The organism is Psychrobacter sp. Ps1 (assembly GCF_022129425.1).
In the GTDB taxonomy this organism is placed as follows: domain Bacteria; phylum Pseudomonadota; class Gammaproteobacteria; order Pseudomonadales; family Moraxellaceae; genus Psychrobacter.
Genome location: NZ_JADQAN010000013.1, coordinates 72740 through 93093, shown reverse-complemented (window position 1 = coordinate 93093; position 20354 = coordinate 72740). Strand labels below are relative to the sequence as shown.

Here is a 20354-nt window from a genome sequence, read left to right as displayed (position 1 = left end):
CTAAATTGCGACTATGCTTTTTATTACGTAAGCTTAAGTGCGCCTATGCTTGAATTGAGGTGAGATACACTCATAAATGATAGCCAACTTATTCATTACATCGTCTTAATTATCACTCTTTTATATTTTATATCCATTGCAACAACACTGACACCATCTCATTATGAGGTGGTGTGGTGTTATTGGTTTAAGGAAAAAACATGCAACGTTACCCAATGACTCCGCAAGGACACGCGGCTTTAGAAGCCGAATTAAAACAGCTAAAAAGTGTCGACCGTCCACGCATCACAGCATCGATTGCTGAAGCACGCGAACACGGCGATTTGAAAGAAAATGCCGAATACCATGCTGCCCGTGAGCAGCAAGGTTTTTGTGAAGCACGTATTCGTGACATCGAAGCCAAACTTGGTGGCGCTCAAGTCATCGATCCTTCGACACTGCCAAAAGAAGGCCGTATTGTATTTGGCGTTAGCGTCGTGATCGAAAACATGGACACCGAAGAAGAAAAACAATACAAAATCGTTGGTGATGATGAAGCCGATTTTAAAGCTGGCAAAATCTCAGTCAACTCACCAATCGCTCGTGGTTTGATTGGTAAGTTCGAAGGCGACGAAGTGCGCATCGAAACGCCAAAAGGCGTGGTTGAATATGAAGTCATGAAAGTTATCTACGACTAATAGCTACACTGCGTTCTAATCTAGAATTTTGATGTTCTCAAAGTTAGACAGTTCGAGAAATGACTTTTAGATAATAGCTTCTATGACAATGATTGCGCCTGATTACTTTGCTATTCAACTTCATAGATGAAAGCTGTACTACATATAGATAGCATTTATACTATTTCGGTTACACAATGCTGCTTTTATCCATGATTTGTTTTGGCGCATAATTATTTGAATTTGAGCGCACAACAGCTTTAGTATTCAGTCTATTCAGTAAGAAATAGTTAGGATTGAATAGATTTTATATAAGTTAGCACTGCTGCGCTTTTACTAAAAATAATGATGGTCTGATCGCACGCATAGGCTAATATCAGCACTACTACCCTCGTTATTTGGCATATTTTTCGGTGTCATTTAACGGGGGTTTTGTTTATCTAAGCATTATCTATTGTTGTATTACTTACTATTATTTTTGAGGAGTCTTTTATGATTACGAACGATGTTTTCCAAGCATTAAATACTAAAACGACTATGACAAAAAATGCAGCTATGTCTGCAGCTCTAGCAGGTATCGTGTTGGCCACATCATCGGCCAATGCTGCCCCTGAGATTGCCATTAGCTCCTCTGCGAGCGGTAGCACCACGGTGGTCGAGCAATACTCTGATGGCAAAACTGCTACTATTACGGCGACACCAAACGGTATCACCATGCAAGACGGCATGCCGTACGCGGTAACTCAGGTGACCACTGTGCCACGCTATGTCGTGCGTCAGTCTCCTGTTGTCCAAGGTACGACGACCGTTACTAGCGTACCAGTGACTAACTCTATTACCAATAAAGTCACTAAAGTAGATGTGATTACCACGCCTGCCAGCAGCGTGACGCAAGTGCTACCTGTCACAACCAACGTCACCCCGCCAGTGATTATGCAGCAGCCAGTGACCAATCAAGTAACGACCACGACGACAACTTTGGATACGTTGCAACTGACCCCGACTTTTAGCACGCCTGGCGTAGTCAATGCCAACACCAAAGTCATGAAAATTCTAAAAAATGCTGATGGACGTGAAGTTGCCGTTCCTGCCAATCATATTGCCCCTGGTGATGTGATTGAGTATCACACCACATACACCAATACCACGGCACAGCCGGTCAATGACATCAACGCCATGATTTCATTACCAAGTGGCGTCCAGTTAGTCTCGTTGAATAGTCCTCTGCCGACGCTTGCCACCACTGGCGAAGACAGCTATCAAACCATTCAGCAGGTTGGCAATACGGTGGTTGTCCAAGAAAACTACTCTGGTCTAAAATGGAACTTGGTGAACTTTGACGCCAATGCGGCCAAGACTGTCGTCATACGTGCCAAGGTTCAATAAACATTAAACTGTCGCATACTATTATTTAACGGTTATCGGCATATGTAAAAGGTCTTGTGGACTAGCTATCTAGTCAGCAAGACCTTTTTTTGGAAAAAAGCCAAGCACAGGTATTCACGATACTAGCCATTCCTCTCCTACTACTCGGTATTGCAGGTATTGTTAGCGGATTGGTGGTTGGATTCTTAGCTGAAAAAATCTTTATATAAATTCAAATCATAGCCAAAAATTCAGATTTTTTTGACGACAACCGTTGTCGCATATCATTACAACTTCACCTATTAATACAATGACTTAGCGATAATTTTGGTAAAATAGTCTCTCAATAATTAATTGGTAAAACGCGACTTATGGCAAACATCAATTATGAAAGATTACAGGGAAAACTCAATATCTTGGCCGATGCTGCCAAGTATGATGTCTCTTGCTCATCCTCCGCTGGTACTCGTAAAAACCAAGGCGGCGGACTAGGCGATGCATCAGCAACGGGTATCTGTCACAGTTATACCGAAGATGGTCGATGTGTCAGTCTGCTAAAGATTCTTTTGACCAATCACTGCATTTACGACTGTGCTTATTGCACCTCGCGCAAGAGCAATGACACGCCGCGTGCTGCGTTCAGTGTCGAAGAAGTCGTCGATTTAACCATGCAGTTTTACCGCCGTAACTACATTGAAGGGCTATTCCTCAGCTCTGGTATCTTTAAAAGTGGTGACTATACGATGGAACGACTGGTCGAAGTCGCCAAACTCTTGCGTACGCGTGAGCGCTTTAATGGTTACATCCATCTAAAGACCATACCAGGTGCGTCAAAAGAGCTACTGCTAGAAGCAGGATTATATGCGGATCGTTTGAGCGTCAATATCGAGATTCCGACCAAATCAGGATTGGCTTTGCTTGCGCCAGAGAAATCACATGACCAATTAAAAGTACCGATGGAAACGGTAAAAGAAGAAATCATCACTATCCGTGAGAGTCGCAAAACCCACAAAAAAGCGCCTAAGTTCACGCCCGCCGGTCAGACCAGCCAAATGATCGTTGGTGCGAGTAACGAGACTGACTTGCAGGTGATTCAGCTGTCGAGTCACTTCTACAAAACGTACGATCTCAAGCGGGTCTATTACTCAGGTTATGTACCTATGCTCTCTGATAATCGCTTGCCTGCGATTGGAACGCCTGTGCCGATGGTACGAGAGAATCGTCTGTATCAAGCAGATTGGTTAATGCGTTTTTATGGTTTTGGCGCGCATGAGATTGTGGAGCCGGAGTCACCGTTTTTAGATTTAGACTGCGACCCTAAGCTTTCTTGGGCAATACGCCATCGCGAGCATTTCCCAGTCAATATTCAGACAGCGACATATGAGATGATTGTGCGTATCCCAGGTATCGGTACAAAGACTGCCAAGAAAATCGTCAAAGCACGTAAGTTCAATCAACTGACGCTATACCATCTAAAAAAGATGGGCGCTGCGGTCAACCGTGCTAAATACTTCATCGCGACCACTGGCAAAAACGAACACCTTGCTCATTTAACGCGCGATAATTTCCGTCAGTATGTATTGGCTCAAACGCAGACCAAGTTTAACGATCAACGTACTGGGCAGTTGGCTTTATTTTAGAATGGCTCTAGATAGCACGTGTTAAAAAACCTGCTATCTCGCTACTGTATTTATGATAGAAATGTAGGATAAAACATGTCAGCCCTTATGCAAAATGACTCTTACGCTGTCGGTCAATTGACGCCTAGCATTGTACTGTATGAGCCTAGCTTTGAAGGTTGGCTGAGTGCGGTGTTTTATGTCTATGCCAATCGGCTACAAAACGATATGTCACTGAAACTAACCGCGCAAGATTGCTATGTGCCCTCACTCATCGCTCAGGCGACTAGCGTGGCAACTGATGAGGATAAAGCCGAGCGCGTGTTGGTCAAATTAAATACCTTATTGGATCGCTCAGGCATGCGAAATATCTTATGGGGATTTTTATCAGAGAAAGACGATATCGGTACGACATTGTTCCGCGTGGTCAAATACGCCATTGACTACCCTAGCCGTCAGATCATGCAGGATTTGGGTAATTTGGACGTGCTTGAGCTGGTGCAGACAGTCAAATCGGTTGGCCGTGAGAAACATCGCATGGAGGCTTTTGTACGTTTTGAACATACGATTGATGATATTTATTTTGCACGTGTAGAGCCTGATTTTAATGTACTGCCACTGATCGGAGAGCATTTTCGGCAGCGTTATCAGGATCAACATTGGGCAATCTATGATCTAACGCGGGGCTACGGAATCTATTATGATAAAAGTAATAGCACGCCATCACGTCCAGCAAAGCTGCAAACCATTACTGATCTCGATGATGCGGTACTACGCAATCCTGCCAGCATCCATAGTCCTGATGAGCAACGCTATCAAAAGTTCTGGCAAGGTTACTTTACCAACGTTAATATCAAAGAGCGCAAAAATCCTAAGCTGCATAAGCAATATCTCCCGCAGCGCTACTGGAAATACTTGAGTGAAAAACAAGTACTGCCCAATGCTGAGCATTTACAAAAACGACGCTAACGGCTTTTGGTGTTTATTAATCCACGTCTTACGCTTATATAGTCTAAAAACCCCCTATCTGACCTCATCTTTTTATCTTGATGGTTGAGTTTTAATCGCTTTTAACTGACAATAGCAAATTGATATTACTAACCGGTGACCAACGCTATTATGAAAGTTATGCGCTTACTGTCGTCTCTAAAGCATGATGAATCCGAGCGCGGCATTTTTCATCTTGGGCGAGCATTGGTCAAAAATGAGCATACCTCTATCATTGTTTCGAGTGCCGATGAAGACAATGACTTGGTTAGACGTCTCAAACGTGATGGCAATATATACCATCAGCTGCACGTGAATAAAAAGTCCTGGCTATCGCTATTGCAAGTCTCTGCACTGCGGCATTTGATAGAAAAGTACGAACCTGATGTCATTCATGTACATTCACGTACCCCTGCATGGATATTGCATTTGGCACTGCGCCGTGCTCGCGTTAGACGTTTTCCCAAACTGGTCTCGACCATGTATGGTTTTTATCCAATCAATAAATATTCTCAAGCCCTACTCAATGTTGATACGATAATCACCGTATCTGATAGTGTCACTCAATACTTAAAAAAAGGACTGCGCATCGAAGACGTAGATCCCAAAGTCATCACGCGTATCTATCGTGGTATCGATACTCGGCGCTACCCTTATCGTCATAATCCGTCGGTTTATTGGTTACGTCATACCTTTGCTGAATACCCTGAGCTTGAGCACAAAAAATGGCTCGTATTCCCAACTGTCATCGGTAATGAGTACGGGCAAGAGTGGCTCATCGATATCTTGGGTAACCTGCAAGAGCAATTCCCAAATATTCACGTCATTATTATGGATGAAGACTATAAAGACGGCGATGTCGCTCATGAAGACTTTCGCCAACGTACCAACAGCTTGGGACTGGCGGAGCGCATTACCTATGTGGGCAGCAAACGTAACGATATGCGAGAATGGCTATCGGCGGCCAATATTGTCATGGCACTTGCCAATGAACCCGAGTCAATCGGTATCAATGCCCTACAAGCCATACATCTAGGTACGCCAGTCATTGGTTGGGATCAAGCCGCCTTTAGCGAGATTTTACAACCGCTCTACCCGCAAGGATTGGTAAAAAAGTACAATGCCAATGCGCTTTGTAAAGCGGTTAGAAACCAGCTAGAGAGTGTAACGCGCCCTGAAATGACCAATAAATTCACCATGCGTGAGATGATTGAAAAGACGCTTGAAGTATATCAAAGCTTACATGATGCAGCGCTTGCCGAAGAACAAGCCGAAGCAGATGCTATCGCAGTTCGACGCATCAAACGCAGTCTAAAAAAAGCATCTAAACCCGCCCTAAATGTCGCTGTAAAAAATATCGAACCTGTTGCTAAAAATCCAAAAATAAAGCTCACTAAAGAAAAACCTAAGACAGCGGATACAATAGATACGACTGAAAAAACTGAAGACAATCAACCACTGTAAACACTCATCAATCTCATGATGCCAAACCTCGCCTAACGGGTGATGTTTGTATCGCCTCCTATGCCAATTTTTTGATTTGTAATGACGCGGTCATCGTACCGCAATATGATGATATAAATGATGCACTCGCCATCGAGCAGCTTGAAAAAGTCTTTCCTCAGCATCAGGTAGTGGGAGTACGCACAAAAGAGATTGTCTATGGCGGCGGTAATATTCATTGTATTACCCAGCAACAACCTGTAACCAAAGCGTCACTCTAAAACACGCCGCTTGGTATAGAATGAACCATAATAAATCGCACTTATTAGCAACTGAAAGTATAAGCATAAACCCAAAAACACGCTAAAAATAAGGGAAAAGTATGAGCGATTATCAAGTTAATAACCCAGCCACTGGTGAAGTAGAAGCCACTTACCCTACCGCCACTGAACAAGACATCCAACAAGTCATTGAACAAGCAGACACTGCTTATCAAGACTGGCGTAAAGTGCCATTAAACGAGCGCAGTGCACTACTGCATAAAATCGCTGATATCTATCTTGAGCGTCAAGACGAGCTATCACGTATCGTTGCAAATGAGATGGGCAAACCTGTTGCCCAAGCAAAAGGCGAAATTGGTCTGGTGGCTGATATCTACCGCTACTATGCAGACAACGCTGAGCAGCTACTGGCAACCAGTACCATTGAAGTTGATTCAGGATCAGCATCGGTAGAAAAACACCCTGTAGGCGCGCTATTAGGTATCATGCCGTGGAACTATCCACATTACCAAGTAGCCCGTTTTGTCGCGCCAAACTTTATGGCGGGTAATACAATTATTCTAAAACACGCACCGCAGTGTCCAAACACCGCAGAAGTCATCGTCGATATCTTCAAAGACGCAGGCGTACCTGAAGGCGTTTATAACAATATCTTTGCAACCAATGATCAATCAGCGACCATTATCAATGACACACGCGTACAAGGTGTCTCGCTAACAGGTTCTGAACGCGCTGGACAAGCCGTGGCAAAAGAAGCTGGCGGCGCACTCAAAAAAGTCGTTTTAGAATTGGGTGGTTCAGATGCCTTTATCGTCGCAGCCGATGCCGATATCGAACAAGCGATACAAGGCGCTATCTCTGGTCGTTTTGGTAATACTGGACAAGCCTGTAACGCAGCCAAGCGTTTGATCGTCATTGAATCAGTCTATGACAAATTCGTCGAAGGCTTTACCAATGCGGTCAGCAACATGACTTTGGCCGACCCGCTTAAAGAAGATACGTTTATTGGCCCAATGTCATCAAAAGCCGCTGCGGTCAACTTGCAAGCACAGTTAGACAGTGCTATCCAAGCAGGTGCGACAGTATTAGTAGAAGGCGGCATGGACAAAGACAAGCCTGGTGCTTGGTTTAAGCCTGCGGTACTGACAGATGTAACTGAATCCATGGATGTATATCGTGAAGAGCTGTTTGGCCCTGTAGCAGTCGTCTATAAAGCAAATGATATCGACCATGCTATCAAGATTGCCAACGATGTGCCTTTCGGTCTTGGTGCCTCTATCCAAACGCAAGATGCTGCCCTAGCTGCTGAAATTGCTGATAAATTAGAAGTGGGCATGGTCACTATCAACGCGCCGTCTGGTACCGAAGCCAATACCCCATTTGGCGGTGTTAAACGTTCAGGCTTTGGCCGTGAGCTTGGCACTCTTGGCATTACCGAGTTCTTAAACTATAAACTGATTCGTGATAAGTCTTAATAGATTAAAACCTTAGTTAAATAAAAAAGCCTAACGTTTGACGTTAGGCTTTTTTATGAAAGCTAATTAAAGTAATTCTACTTTTTATATGGGTTTTCTTTTAACCATTGCTGGTTAGCCGTTTTTAGCTCGCGCAGCTCATGATCCATAATGTCTTTACTCTTACCAGGATTCTTCATCGTAGCATAACCGTACAATACCCCACCAAGTACGATCCAGCCAAGGAAAATCCACCACTCAATAGCGACAAGTGCTGATGGCATACCTGGTAGATATAGTGCCAACATACCAAGACTGAGGATAATAGTGATAATACCAACCAATTTACCTGCTGGTACTCTAAACGGACGTACCATATCAGGCTCACGGTAACGCAGCACTAAGAATGAAAGAGCCACACAAGTATAAGCAATAACGATACCGAACCCACCAGCATCTACAATCCATACCAGCATTTTGCGACCAAATAGTGGCGCAAGTGTCGCAAGGCCACCGATCAACAAGATGGCATTGACAGGTGTATTGTATTTCGGATGCAGCTTGCACAGAAACTGTGGCAACATGTGCGTTTTGCCCATAGCATATAGCAGACGACTACCACCGATAAGAAACGCATTCCAGCTCGATAAAATACCCAGCACACCGCCAATAACTAGCAAGGTACCAGCCCATTTACCATTCCAAGCATTGGTCATCGCATCAGCAGTAGCCAATGTTGAGTCTTGTGCTTGTAATAGCGGTAAAGTCTTGCCCACACTCCAGGCGACTGCTACATACCACAGTACAGCGATAATAATAGAGACGATCAAAAACTTACCGATGTTCGGACGAGATAGATTGATTTCTTCTGCCGCTTGGGGAATGACATCGAAGCCAACGAACAAGAACGGTACCATTACCATCACCGTCATGATGCCACCCATACCGCCAATAAAGTTAGGCGCTTGTACGGTATTAGAAGTTTCAGGACTGAACAGTAACGCCCCTACGAACAGTAATATACCAACTAGAAAGATACCGACGACTGCTGTTTTTTGAAACCACGCGCTGACTTCCATACCGCGTATGTTCAGCCAAGTAACAATCACTGAGCCAAGCATCCCGACGCCTACCCAAGTGGCGTAAACATCCCAGCCAGCAACATTCCAAAGATACCCTTGGCTATAATTAGGAATAATGTATTCGACGACGGTGGGCAGTGCTACTGCTTCAAAAGCAACGACGGAAAAATAACCAAACAAAATACTCCATGAGCAAATAAAGGAGACATTGACCCCTAGTGCTCGGTGGGTATAGGTATGCTCACCGCCAGTAATTGGCATGGAGGCCGCAAGTTCAGCATACGTCACACCAATCAATACAACTACCAGACCGCCTATCAAAAAGGCGCTAATTGCGCCCCATATACCTGCCGAGATGATCCAACTACCTGCCAGTACAACCCAGCCCCAACCGACCATTGCACCGAATGCCAGTGCAATGATATCGAACACCCCTAGCGACTTTTTTAATTCAGACATAACCTACTCCTTGTCTGTGTTTCATCCGTGTGAACCTGTTACAGTTACACTATTTTTGTTTCATGGGATCATACCCATCATGTTTGTTGTGTCTGTCGCGTCGCCGAAAAACTTGTATTTGCCGTCGGTATAGTATTCAAACAGCAAAAACAAAAACGGCGTCTTGACTTGCAAGGCGCCGTTAAAAAACTCACTCAAAGCGAGTGTTATAAGGGCAACCTTGCCGTTATCTTTAATACAATCTTTTAACCAATATCGGTACTTAAACTAGCTGTACTTGGTTAAAAGCGATCCATCGCTAAAGTAAATAACACTCAGTATTGCTTATGCCGTTAGAATACCTTTGATAATATCAAGGCCTTCTTGTAGCACTTCATCTTCAACCGTCAATGGCACCATCACACGAATGGCATTGCCATACATACCACAAGACGCTAATAACAAGCCTTGCTCAAATGATTTTGCTTTTAGATTGGCGGCGGCGGCGGCATCAGGTTTGCCTTCGCTATCAATCAATTCAAACGCTAGCATCGCGCCTTTATAACGGATATGACCGATACTGCTTAGGTTCAAGCCTTTTAAGAACGCGGCGATGGTATCACCAATCACCACACTACGCTCAAGTAAATTCTCTTCCTCGATCACTTCCATGACTGCAAGCGCCGCCACACAAGCAAGTGGGTTACCAGAGTAAGTACCGCCCAAGCCACCGACTTGCGGCGCATCCATAATGTCAGCACGGCCAATGACCGCAGAGATAGGATAACCACCCGCCAAACTCTTCGCAGCAGTCATTAGATCAGGCTCAACGCCTAGCTGTTCAGTGGCGAACAACGTACCGGTTCTCGCAAAACCACACTGTACTTCGTCAAAAATAAGCACGATGCCATGCTCATCACAAATCTCACGCAACGCTTTAGCAAATGAAGGCGTTACTTGATGGAAACCACCCTCGCCTTGGACTGGCTCAACGATCATTGCTGCCACTTCACTAGGATCGATGTCTGCTTGGAAGATCATATCAAGGCTGTGTAGCGCTTGCGCTTCTGTAACGTTCAACTCTTCTGCAGGGAACAACGCATGGAATACAGGTCCTGGCATCGGGCCAAAGTTCTTTTTATATGGTAGTACTTTGCCTGTCAGGCTCATACACATCATGGTACGACCATGCCAGCCACCAACAAAAGAAATTACGCCTGGACGACGGGTTTTAGCACGAGCAATCTTGATGCAGTTTTCAACGGCTTCTGCGCCAGTGGTCAAAAAGAACGCTTTAGTATCGCCGCTGATAGGCGCTTTTTCGCATAGCTTTTCAGCCAGATCCACATAGCATTCGTAGTTAATCATTTGCGCCGCAGTGTGCGTAAATTTGTCTAGCTGCTCATGCACACGTTGGGTAATTTTTGGATGGCTATGACCCGTGTTCAATACTGAGATGCCACCGACAAAGTCGATATAGCGCTTGCCTTCGATGTCCCAGATTTCTGAGTTCTTTGCTCTTTCTGCAAAGATAGGAAAGGCAACCCCAAGTCCTGTTGGTAAAACAGCTTTGCGGCGCTCAAGTAATGATTGATTGGTAGTCGTCATGGGAATGTCCTTTTCTTTGTTCGTAACATAAGTGCCATCTAGTGAATGGCGGTTTATTTGATGTCTGTCTTTGTACTCATTAGATATTAAATGGTGCTTGTTTGACTCAAAACACCACAGACATCTAAAAAATTTTGCTAGTTTTTGCTTTTCTGACTAGGTAGCCAACTAATTACGTTGTGGCTATCAAGTGATATCAGAGCACCAGTATTTGGTCGTGATGTAGTCTTCGATGCCGTATTTTGAGCCTTCGCGACCAAAGCCAGACTGCTTCACACCGCCAAATGGTGCAACTTCTGTAGAGATGAGACCCGTGTTGTGGCCGATGATGCCGTACTCAAGACCTTCGGTAACGCGCCATGAACGTGCATAGTCACTACTATAGAAGTAAGCGGCCAAGCCATAGATAGTATCGTTAGCAGCACGGATAACTTCTGCTTCATCTTTGAAGGTAAAGATGGTCGCAATCGGTCCGAAGATTTCTTCAGAAGCGATGTCCATCTCACTGCTAATATCTGTGATAACCGTTGGGTTATAAGTCAGTTCTGAAGCATCATTGATACTACCGCCAGTGACCAGCTTTGCGCCTTTATCTAGCGCGTCTTTTAGCAAGGCTTGGACTTTATCTAACGCTTTTTTGTTGATAAGAGGACCAATATCGACGCCCTCTTCTAGGCCGTTACCTACTTTTAATTCAGCGACTTTTTTGACAAATACATCTAAGAATTTATCTTTAATGCTGTCTTGCACGTATACTCGGTTGGCGCAGACACAGGTCTGACCAGCATTACGATATTTAGAAGCGATTAAACCAGCAGCGGCTTTCTCTAGATCGGCATCATCAAAGACGATAAACGGCGCATTGCCACCCAACTCTAACGATAGCTTCTTAATAGTTGGCGCGCATTGTGCCATCAGCGTACGGCCTACTTCTGTAGAGCCTGTAAATGATAGTTTATGGATGCGTGCATCACCCGTTAGGATGTCGCCGATGAGAGAAGACTTACCGGTTACGATCTGAATGACGCCAGCTGGAATGCCCGCTTGCTCTGCCAACACACCTAGTGCCAATGCAGAGTAAGGTGTCTCGGTGGCAGGTTTGACGATAATCGTACAGCCTGCTGCTAGTGCAGGAGCAACTTTGCGCGTAATCATCGCAGCTGGGAAGTTCCAAGGTGTGATAGCAGCACAAACACCAACCGGCTGCTTGAGAACGACATGACGTAGCTGTGTGCTATTAGCAGGAATCACATCACCATAGACGCGTTTGCCTTCTTCGGCAAACCAACGGATAAAGCTGTTGGCATAACCCACTTCACCACGTGATTCAGTCAGCGGCTTGCCTTGCTCAGCGGTCATGATAATAGCCAAATCTTCTTTATTGGCATCGATTAGATCAGCCCACTTTTGCAATAACTCTGCACGCTCTTTGGCTGTTTTTGCTGCCCAGTCTGCTTGGACATCATGAGCGTAAGCAACGGCTTCGTTAACATCTTCTGTGGTGAGACTTGGTACAGTACCAATGAGCTCACTATTAAAAGGATTGTTGACATCAAGCACAGCTTCATCACTAGCAGCATGCCAGCCGTCTTTAATGAAGCAAGATTGTTTGAGTAAATCTGGATTTGATAACTGCAGCGCGTGTGACATGTTGACGCTCCTTGTCATATAGGGTGTATTTATAAGAATGGATACAATGGTAAGTCGTAAATAATTATTGATAATTCATTATTTGTTCAATATACTGAACACGTATTCTATATACGAGACGTCATTATAAGAACGATATGACGCGATTTGCAACCCTTAATCTCATTATTTTAAAAATTATCTTGTACTTCTTTCTTTTATTTCACTTTATAGGTTATTTATGAGCTCGACTGCCGTGCCTGCGCTAGACAAAACGTTTCAGATTTTGGACTTGATTACCGATAGCTCACAGCCTCTGACAGCGGCTCATATCGCAAAAGAGCTTGGGCTACCGCGTAGCTCCACTCACAATATTTTGCAGAGTCTATTGACCAAACATGTCATTTACAAAGACCCTGAAAGCCGTTTTTATTTGGGTTCATATTTGATGTACTGGGCAGGCAAGTACGAGCAGCAGCAAGGCGTGGTGCAGTTGTTTAAAGATTTGATTGTGCAGTATCCGGTACTTCTTCAGCACACGGTTACCTTGTCAAAGCTTGATTTGGGCGAAGTGGTATTTTTGGCTTGTCATGAGTCGCCTGCACCGCTTGGCTTTACTTTTCGTGCAGGCGTTCGTGTACCTGCCGTATTTTCTGCGACAGGCAAAGCCATGCTATCGACGTTGTCGACGGACAGCATCAAATCATTGTATAAAGATACGTTTCCAACGCCTATGACCCAGCATGGGGTCAAGAATTTTACCGATTTGGCAACTGAGCTTGCAGTGATACAAGAAAGCCGAGTGTCTCTCGATGATGGACAATTGCGCGATGGGATGTACTGCTTAGGGACTTATATTCGTAATGCGTCAGGTAATGCCGTAGCAGGTATGGCGGTCAGCTTTTTACAGGCAGAGTATGAGTCCAAGCGAGCTGAGGTCAGTGCGGTATTGATTGAATTGGCCGAGCAAATCGAGCAGCATTTAGGCTTCAATCCTAACGCTGAAAGGTAGCGTTAGGATTGAATATCGGTGCAGGTCTAAAAAATATAATCTAAAAAACGCTACTAAATAATTCCATCGGCTTTTAGCTTTGCGATCATCTCGCTGTCATAGCCCAGTTTAGCAAGTGTGCTATCAGTATGCTCGCTCAACTGCGGTGGCGGCGTGCGATAGCTGACTGGTGATGCGGATAACTTGATAGGGTTACCAAGTGCGCGTACTGGACTGCCTTGCTCGGTGAAATTAACAATCATATTCCTTGCTTGCGTTTGCGGCATGGCCAGGGCTTCAGCTACGTTATGAATCGCGCCGCATGGAATACTTGCTTGATCTAAAACCTCTAGCCAATAAGTACGTGGCTGCTTGGCAAATTGCTTAGTCAGGTCACTACACAGCAGTTCGCGGTTGGCAACGCGTTGTGGATTGGTCGCAAAGCGCTCATCGGTATGCCAATCGACTGCGAGCACGGTGCAAAGTTTGGCAAACTGACTGTCATTACCGCAAGCTAAAATAAAGTGCTGTTCGCCCTCGCCAGCAAACACTTGATACGGCACAATATTAGGATGCTGATTGCCCAGTCTTGGTGGAATCTTGTCTGAAGCCAAATGATTCATACCGACATTGGCCAGCATGGCGAGCGCGCTATCGAGCAATGCCACATCGACATGTTGACCAACACCCGTATTTTGACGCGCCAATAGTGCCGCCTGAATACCAATCGTCAACTGTAAACCTGCAAACAAATCGACGACTGCCACGCCAACTTTGTGCGGCTCGCCATCGCTTGGACCCGTGATACTCATCAGCCCTGACAATCCTTGGATAATATAATCATAGCCGGGGCGTTCGGCATCTGGACCTGTCTGCCCAAAGCCTGTCAATGACGCATAAATCAGCCGCGGATTGTCTTGTTTTAAGCTGTCATAATCCAAGCCGTATTTTTTTAGACCACCGACTTTGAAGTTCTCAACCAAAATATCACTCTCAGCGATTAGCTGTTTAATGATGGTTTGCCCTGTCGGCGTAGTGATATCTACCGTGAGCGACTTTTTATTGCGGTTAATCGTAGCGTAATAAGCGGAGGTATCGTCACTGAATACTGGCGGTGCCCAATGACGTGTCTCATCACCGATATGTGGACGCTCAACCTTGATGACTTCGGCACCAAGATCAGCAAGCACTTGGGTACAAGAAGGCCCTGCCAACACTCTCGATAAATCAAGCACTTTAATACCATGCAATGCGCCCTTTGGCATATTAGCCATATCAATCATATCTGTCATGAGCTTCCCTTACTCTGTCGCGTATTTTGCGACTTTTAATCATAAAATTGTTATTCATGATTTAGCTATTTAACCGTTGAATCATGAATAACAACTGAAAAACGTACGCTACTGTTAATGCTCTTTTGATAAAAAGCCAAGCAGTAACGTACGTCATAAAATACAGTTGTACCAAAAATTATTAGCTAAAAATTCTTAAAAGAACGCTTGAATGCCTGTCTGTGCACGGCCTAGGATAAGCGCATGAATATCATGTGTACCCTCGTAAGTATTGACGGCTTCCAAGTTCATCACGTGACGGATGATATGGAACTCATCAGAGATACCGTTACCGCCATGCATGTCACGAGCGATGCGAGCGATATCAAGCGCCTTGCCGCAGTTATTACGCTTAATAAGTGAAATCATTTCAGGCGCTGCGTTGTCTTCATCCATCAAACGACCGACACGTAGCGCTGCTTGTAGACCTAAGGTGATTTCTGTCTGCATATTGGCCAGCTTCAACTGTACCAGCTGCGTTGCGGCTAGCGGACGACCAAACTGCTTACGATCGAGCGTGTACTGACGAGCGGCTTTCCAACAGAATTCTGCCGCACCCATCGAACCCCAAGCGATACCATAGCGGGCTTTGTTCAAGCAGCCAAATGGCCCTTTTAGACCACGGATATCTGGGAAAGCATTGGCTTCAGGGACGAATACTTTGTCCATGACAATCTCACCCGTGACTGACGCACGTAATGAGAACTTGCCTTCGATTTTCGGCGCAGATAATCCTTTCATACCTTTGTCTAAAACAAAACCTCGAATCTCACCGGCATCGTCTTTTGCCCACACGACAAACACGTCAGCGATAGGACTGTTGGTGATCCACATTTTATTACCAGTTAGCTCATAACCGCCATCCACAGCGCGTGCACGAGTCGACATCGACGAAGGATCAGATCCTGAATCTGGCTCAGTCAGACCGAAGCAGCCAACATACTCACCCGAAGCAAGCTTAGGCAAATAACGCTCTCTTTGCTCTTCTGTGCCATACGCCCAAATAGGATGCATAACCAAGCTTGACTGTACGCTCATCGCTGAACGGTAGCCCGAATCAACGGCTTCCACTTCTTTGGCGATCAGACCATAGGCAACACTCGATAAACCAGCACAGCCATAGCCTTCAATTGTGACACCCAGCAGGCCCATCTCACCCATTTGACGCATGATATTACGATCGAAATTTTCATTGCGATTGGCCTCGATAATGCCAGGCATCAGCTCTTTTTGAAAAAACTGACGGGCGCTGTCGGTGACCATGCGCTCTTCTTCAGTGAGCTGGTCACGTAATAAGAAAGGATCTTCCCAATCAAAACGTGGGCTAGTAGATGTTGCCATGTGGATCTCCTTGGTATCAGTCATCCTGACTGACGAATAGTGATTGATACATCATTTGGTCTAACAAATCATTGACTTCGTTATTCCGCTGTGCGAAACTTAGTTTCATAATTTAAAACCATTTAACCAAACTTTCGCTGCCCTGTAAACCTCTATCAAAAAAAGATGAGTATAAAATGACGAAACCCTTATCAACATCAACAGCTACTCCGCTACTCGAACGCATGCATGCGACAATGAGTCAAAACAAGGAAGAGAATGACCGACAGTTTGTGACGGCATTGGGAAGAGGACTAATCATACTGGCAGCTTTTGAGCATCATGAGCGGCTCACCCATCAGCAGCTATGTCAGATGACCGAACTACCGAAAGCAACCATTACCCGTCTTATCCATACTTTGACCACGCTTGGTTTTTTACGTGTCACTGAGCACGGACAGTATCAACTGGGCAGTAGTGCGGTACGTCTCAGTGCGACCGCATGGAGTCGTCATGACATGGTGGCAGCGGCTGAACCATTATTAAGGCAGTTCGCCAGTGAGAATGAAGTATCGGTGAATTTGGCAACCGAAGTCGAAGGAGAAATGCGCTATCACGCTTGTTGCCGTAGTCCTGCTCGGCTATCGGTCAACTTACAGGTTGGCTCCGCTGTACCTGTCGCACGTACTGCTATCGGGCGTGCCTTCTATGCGGCAAGTACGCAAGCGAGACAGGCGGTCATCATTAATAATCTACAAGAGAATTTACCTGTTGAAGAATATAACGATGCGCAAACCGCCCTAGCCAGCGCGGCAGAGCATTATGAAAAGTATGGCTATACCGTCTCTGATGGGGAGTTTTCTACTGATATTTTGGCAGTCGCGGTTGGGGTATATGATGTCGCAACAGGACAATACGCGTATTCGCTGAATGCCAGTGTACCAAGCGCTAACTGGGAAGCGGATGAGTATGCAGCGATGATAGTACCGAAACTGCAGGCGTTGGCGGAGCGGATTGGTAGTGGGGTTTAGAATAGTAATATGACTAAGATATAAGCCTTTTAGCCAGTCATAATTTTTCTATTGATATAAACTAAAGAGCTGGTTAATTGGCTGGCTCTTTAGCGTCCAGTACCCACACCGCATCATGCCCGACAAAATACGTATGATGATCTACCACTTCTATATTGTAGACATGGTCCTCATAAGGATTGGGGCAGACATCGTGATAGCGTCGCATCTGCTTATGAATACTTTCATCTGTTAATCCCATTGAATCGCCATACTTTTTGATACTGGCTAAAGCTTTTTTGAATAAACCTTCATCACCAATTCTATTTTCTTTGATTATTTTTCCCTCAAAGATTAGAGGTGAGTGCATCTCTCTTACAAACCTTTCTGCACTATGTGTCTTAGGCGCTATGTCTTGACGTAATCTTACATTCAATGTTTTATAAAGATCAGGGTCTATAATAAAGGGTGCCTTTTCATTGATGAGCAACTTGGCATCAGAAGTTTGCAGATTGACAGTTTTGATTTCTTCTCTGAACGCTTCTTCTGTATTAGCAAAACTGACAAACTGGTAGCCATCATCCGTAAATTTCACAAACTGAACCAGACCGTTTGTCTTCCATAAGTCATGTTCCTCAATACTTTGAGTATACGCTGTACCTTCAGGGAAGTTCGGTAAGGTGCGTACAGGGATAAACGAGTAATCATCAAGTGCAATCGTATCACCATGAGCAGACGTTAGATATCCAGCTGGTAAACGCTCCGCCGACAACCATTCACCTTCCTTATCTTCAGGCTGGCGAGTTACCCAAAATGTGTGGTTGCTGGTACATAAGATATAGTTGCTACCTTTTTCACCTTGCTTGGCTACCGTTTCGTTAAAGTATTCAACTTTAAAGATTCTTTCCTTTTTCGGGGATGTAAACGTACTTATGACAGGCTTATACTCTATATCACCGCTACCATCTTCAGGCTTGAAGAGTACAGGCTTTGATAAAATTAAGTCGCCCACTTTGATATCTTGGATTGGCACTAGACCCTTATCCGTATGTACCAATGTACCTGCGACAAATCCTGGAACGTTTTTATTCATATTATCAACTCACTGAGATTATTTATTATAAAATTCACCGTCATACACCCAAATGCCTTTTTTTCCTACAAAATAAGTATGAGTATCGGCGACTTCAATGTTATAGACATAATCAGTGAAGGCATTGGATGTAGCTCTGGAGTCATTCTCCCAATCTGGCACTCTGTAGGCTGCAACTAACTTACTATAGTACTCTATCTCGACACGATTCTCAGGATTGTCTTTGTCTAAAAACTTATGAAACTTCGCATAAGGTTCAGAACCATCCTCCGAATGTAAGTCCCTACCTAAAAGACTATTGTCATCATTAGTAAACACCTCTACAGCTTCACCATTCCTAAAGTCAATCACCCCTATATCAATTTCACCTGGATCTGCATGCTTATCTTGACAGCTGTGCATATACAACCCAACCTTTGGATCGCTAGTTGCTATGACATACTTTCCTCCAATTTGATAAGGATCATACACCTCTTCGTGATATCTACCAGATATGTCAAGTATTTCACCTTGATGGCCTCTTTCTGGAAAAATATAATTAACAATATCGTTAGATGTAATGAACTTTGCAGCTACCCATCTTGGTTTTTCCTCATCACTGACATGCGTCCAGAATGGATGATTATCAGTACAGTAAATACCCTCAACAGGCGTTATAATCTTTTGTTTAGTAGCAGACTTGATGGTTCTTATCACAGGCTTATAGACCAGTTCTCCTTCACCACTTTCATACTTAGACAGTACTTTATCACCGATTTTTAACTCCTGAATAGGTACTAATCCTTTATCTGTATGAACGAGCGTTCCTGCAACAAATCCTTTGTTATTCATTAGCTTTCCTTTTACTGTTTTTATTATTGATGCAATTAGTTATTTGAACTGGCATCATGTACCCATAGTCCTGCTTGATCAATAAAACAAGTATGATTGTCTGCCACCTCAAAGTTGTAGACGGTTGTCGTATAAGGAATAGGCTTATCTTGATGGTCTTTTAAATAATTTAGTGTTCGTAGCCCACCTTGTTTGTTTAAAACCCCTTTATTCAAGTAACCATTTTGCTGGTAAAAACTAAGATCTTTAACATAGCCTATACTCTTATATGCTGCTTCGCTATAGTCGAGCATATGCGCTTCGGCATCTTGCACATAATCATCGTAGTAATCTTCATGATAATGCTTTTGATACCAAAAATAGTTTGGATTACTCTCCAAATCTTTATGAGCGATTTGATAGGTAGGTTGCACACGCTCAACGGTATACATTACGCCATCGGTATTCACAGCAATTTCATACTGCTGTAGTTCATCCACACGTTTAAAGTGAAGCTGGTCATAGAACTCAATGTCCGCCTGTGGGTTTTCCATGGCACCAACGATCCAAACAGGGTGATTGAGCGTCGCTAGAAAACTACTAAAGCGGCTAGCTGCTTGAATTTTTTCATCGACAAGCAGATAGTTGTGAATATCAAAATTTTCATCATCTGGTTTTAATCTATAAGGCGAAGTATTATTTTTCTCTAAACGCACGATCCACATCTCTTTGTCTTTATGCACAAAGGTCTTGAGCACTGGCTTATACTCTATGTCACCGCTACCATCTTCAGGCTTGGAGAGTACAGGCTTTGATAAAACTAAGTCGCCCACTTTGATATCTTGAATTGGCACTAAACCTTTGTCTGTAAGAATCAAAGTCCCTGCCACAAATCCTGTGTTGTTCATGTCTTATCCTTTTTAATATTATCGTTTTAACCCATCAAACCTCAGCCCAAACTTTAGCAGATACTTACGCAGTCGGTCGCTGTCGTTATTGCTTTTTAGCTGATTTCTGGAGTTGGCATACAGGTAGCGCCCTGCTGCCGCTTGGTTTTTATGGTTGATACAAACCTCAATCACATATGCCAATTGCACCGCATCAAATGGATCAATAGTTGTCAGCATGTCTTCATCTAGATATTTTATTAAAATATTATGGCTACCCTGCTCGATGGTTTTGCTGTTTAAAGTAACATATGGGCTATTTTTAATCACTTTATTGCATATACTGTCAT

The 20354-nt window shown here is 44.2% G+C and carries 17 protein-coding genes and 1 pseudogene; 9 read left to right on the top strand and 9 right to left on the bottom strand.

Annotated elements, in window-relative coordinates:
* Positions 1–200: 200 nt before the first annotated feature.
* The 7 genes and pseudogenes from greA (at position 201) to I3249_RS08430 (ending at position 7826) form a co-directional block, all read left to right on the top strand.
* On the top strand, positions 201–677 hold the full coding sequence (gene greA, locus I3249_RS08460) for a transcription elongation factor GreA (protein ID WP_057760725.1): 477 nt from the start codon (positions 201–203) through the stop codon (positions 675–677).
* Between the two features lie 471 nt (positions 678–1148).
* The gene (locus I3249_RS08455; protein ID WP_238069520.1) at positions 1149–2042 is read left to right on the top strand and encodes a hypothetical protein; all 894 of its coding nucleotides are present in this window, start codon (positions 1149–1151) and stop codon (positions 2040–2042) included.
* Between the two features lie 350 nt (positions 2043–2392).
* Entirely contained in the window at positions 2393–3661 is a 1269-nt protein-coding gene (locus I3249_RS08450) for a putative DNA modification/repair radical SAM protein (RefSeq protein WP_238069518.1), read from the top strand.
* A 75-nt stretch (positions 3662–3736) separates the two neighbouring features.
* On the top strand, positions 3737–4609 hold the full coding sequence (locus I3249_RS08445) for a TIGR03915 family putative DNA repair protein (RefSeq protein ID WP_238069516.1): 873 nt from the start codon (positions 3737–3739) through the stop codon (positions 4607–4609).
* Between the two features lie 150 nt (positions 4610–4759).
* Positions 4760–6091, top strand: coding sequence for a glycosyltransferase family 4 protein (locus tag I3249_RS08440; RefSeq protein WP_238069514.1), 1332 nt, complete (start codon positions 4760–4762; stop codon positions 6089–6091).
* A gap of 44 nt (positions 6092–6135) precedes the next feature.
* Positions 6136–6351, top strand: a pseudogene (locus I3249_RS08435) (agmatine deiminase family protein); the annotation flags it as partial.
* A gap of 101 nt (positions 6352–6452) precedes the next feature.
* Positions 6453–7826 carry an NAD-dependent succinate-semialdehyde dehydrogenase gene (locus tag I3249_RS08430; protein ID WP_238069511.1) on the top strand — a complete coding sequence of 458 codons (1374 nt, stop codon included), beginning with the start codon at positions 6453–6455 and terminating at the stop codon, positions 7824–7826.
* A 77-nt stretch (positions 7827–7903) separates the two neighbouring features.
* Here I3249_RS08430 and I3249_RS08425 read toward each other — a convergent pair whose 3' ends face one another.
* The 3 genes from I3249_RS08425 to I3249_RS08415 all read right to left on the bottom strand — a co-directional run bounded on the left by I3249_RS08425 (position 7904) and on the right by I3249_RS08415 (position 12583).
* Complete coding sequence (locus I3249_RS08425; RefSeq protein ID WP_101205684.1) at positions 7904–9346, bottom strand: APC family permease; 1443 nt, start codon at positions 9344–9346, stop codon at positions 7904–7906.
* 324 nt (positions 9347–9670) lie between these two features.
* Positions 9671–10933: a 4-aminobutyrate--2-oxoglutarate transaminase gene (gene gabT / locus I3249_RS08420; RefSeq protein ID WP_238069508.1), complete on the bottom strand. Its 1263-nt coding sequence runs from the start codon at positions 10931–10933 to the stop codon at positions 9671–9673.
* Between the two features lie 186 nt (positions 10934–11119).
* Positions 11120–12583, bottom strand: a complete 1464-nt coding sequence (locus I3249_RS08415) for an NAD-dependent succinate-semialdehyde dehydrogenase (protein ID WP_238069507.1) — start codon at positions 12581–12583, stop codon at positions 11120–11122.
* Positions 12584–12803: 220 nt separating this feature from the next.
* Between I3249_RS08415 and I3249_RS08410 the strand changes: the two genes are divergently transcribed.
* Entirely contained in the window at positions 12804–13574 is a 771-nt protein-coding gene (locus tag I3249_RS08410) for an IclR family transcriptional regulator (RefSeq protein ID WP_238069506.1), read from the top strand.
* Positions 13575–13627: 53 nt separating this feature from the next.
* On the opposite strand, the gene I3249_RS08405 is transcribed toward I3249_RS08410, so the two are convergent.
* Positions 13628–14836, bottom strand: coding sequence for a CaiB/BaiF CoA-transferase family protein (locus tag I3249_RS08405; protein WP_238069529.1), 1209 nt, complete (start codon positions 14834–14836; stop codon positions 13628–13630).
* A 204-nt stretch (positions 14837–15040) separates the two neighbouring features.
* The gene (locus I3249_RS08400) at positions 15041–16225 is read right to left on the bottom strand and encodes an acyl-CoA dehydrogenase (RefSeq protein WP_191113865.1); all 1185 of its coding nucleotides are present in this window, start codon (positions 16223–16225) and stop codon (positions 15041–15043) included.
* Positions 16226–16401: 176 nt separating this feature from the next.
* On the opposite strand from I3249_RS08400, the gene I3249_RS08395 reads away from it, so the two are divergent.
* Positions 16402–17235 carry a helix-turn-helix domain-containing protein gene (locus I3249_RS08395; RefSeq protein ID WP_238069505.1) on the top strand — a complete coding sequence of 278 codons (834 nt, stop codon included), beginning with the start codon at positions 16402–16404 and terminating at the stop codon, positions 17233–17235.
* Between the two features lie 73 nt (positions 17236–17308).
* Here the strand turns inward: I3249_RS08395 and I3249_RS08390 are convergent, their stop codons facing one another.
* The 4 genes from I3249_RS08390 to I3249_RS08375 are packed head-to-tail and all read right to left on the bottom strand — an operon-like array spanning position 17309 to position 20244.
* Positions 17309–18307, bottom strand: coding sequence for a hypothetical protein (locus I3249_RS08390; protein ID WP_238069504.1), 999 nt, complete (start codon positions 18305–18307; stop codon positions 17309–17311).
* Positions 18308–18325: 18 nt separating this feature from the next.
* Positions 18326–19138, bottom strand: coding sequence for a Hint domain-containing protein (locus I3249_RS08385; protein ID WP_238069503.1), 813 nt, complete (start codon positions 19136–19138; stop codon positions 18326–18328).
* A 35-nt stretch (positions 19139–19173) separates the two neighbouring features.
* Positions 19174–20025, bottom strand: coding sequence for a hypothetical protein (locus tag I3249_RS08380; protein WP_238069502.1), 852 nt, complete (start codon positions 20023–20025; stop codon positions 19174–19176).
* An 18-nt stretch (positions 20026–20043) separates the two neighbouring features.
* On the bottom strand, positions 20044–20244 hold the full coding sequence (locus I3249_RS08375; RefSeq protein ID WP_238069501.1) for a hypothetical protein: 201 nt from the start codon (positions 20242–20244) through the stop codon (positions 20044–20046).
* Between the last annotated feature and the right edge of the window lie 110 nt (positions 20245–20354).

What these genes read in the sequence shown, in the direction of transcription:
- greA (WP_057760725.1), top strand. Translation starts at nt 201, where the DNA reads ATGCAACGTTACCCAATGACTCCGCAAGGACACGCGGCTTTAGAAGCC.
- I3249_RS08455 (WP_238069520.1), top strand. Translation starts at nt 1,149, where the DNA reads ATGATTACGAACGATGTTTTCCAAGCATTAAATACTAAAACGACTATG.
- I3249_RS08450 (WP_238069518.1), top strand. Translation starts at nt 2,393, where the DNA reads ATGGCAAACATCAATTATGAAAGATTACAGGGAAAACTCAATATCTTG.
- I3249_RS08445 (WP_238069516.1), top strand. Translation starts at nt 3,737, where the DNA reads ATGTCAGCCCTTATGCAAAATGACTCTTACGCTGTCGGTCAATTGACG.
- I3249_RS08440 (WP_238069514.1), top strand. Translation starts at nt 4,760, where the DNA reads ATGAAAGTTATGCGCTTACTGTCGTCTCTAAAGCATGATGAATCCGAG.
- I3249_RS08430 (WP_238069511.1), top strand. Translation starts at nt 6,453, where the DNA reads ATGAGCGATTATCAAGTTAATAACCCAGCCACTGGTGAAGTAGAAGCC.
- I3249_RS08425 (WP_101205684.1), bottom strand. Translation starts at nt 9,346, where the DNA reads ATGTCTGAATTAAAAAAGTCGCTAGGGGTGTTCGATATCATTGCACTG.
- gabT (WP_238069508.1), bottom strand. Translation starts at nt 10,933, where the DNA reads ATGACGACTACCAATCAATCATTACTTGAGCGCCGCAAAGCTGTTTTA.
- I3249_RS08415 (WP_238069507.1), bottom strand. Translation starts at nt 12,583, where the DNA reads ATGTCACACGCGCTGCAGTTATCAAATCCAGATTTACTCAAACAATCT.
- I3249_RS08410 (WP_238069506.1), top strand. Translation starts at nt 12,804, where the DNA reads ATGAGCTCGACTGCCGTGCCTGCGCTAGACAAAACGTTTCAGATTTTG.
- I3249_RS08405 (WP_238069529.1), bottom strand. Translation starts at nt 14,836, where the DNA reads ATGATTGATATGGCTAATATGCCAAAGGGCGCATTGCATGGTATTAAA.
- I3249_RS08400 (WP_191113865.1), bottom strand. Translation starts at nt 16,225, where the DNA reads ATGGCAACATCTACTAGCCCACGTTTTGATTGGGAAGATCCTTTCTTA.
- I3249_RS08395 (WP_238069505.1), top strand. Translation starts at nt 16,402, where the DNA reads ATGACGAAACCCTTATCAACATCAACAGCTACTCCGCTACTCGAACGC.
- I3249_RS08390 (WP_238069504.1), bottom strand. Translation starts at nt 18,307, where the DNA reads ATGAATAAAAACGTTCCAGGATTTGTCGCAGGTACATTGGTACATACG.
- I3249_RS08385 (WP_238069503.1), bottom strand. Translation starts at nt 19,138, where the DNA reads ATGAATAACAAAGGATTTGTTGCAGGAACGCTCGTTCATACAGATAAA.
- I3249_RS08380 (WP_238069502.1), bottom strand. Translation starts at nt 20,025, where the DNA reads ATGAACAACACAGGATTTGTGGCAGGGACTTTGATTCTTACAGACAAA.
- I3249_RS08375 (WP_238069501.1), bottom strand. Translation starts at nt 20,244, where the DNA reads ATGCTGACAACTATTGATCCATTTGATGCGGTGCAATTGGCATATGTG.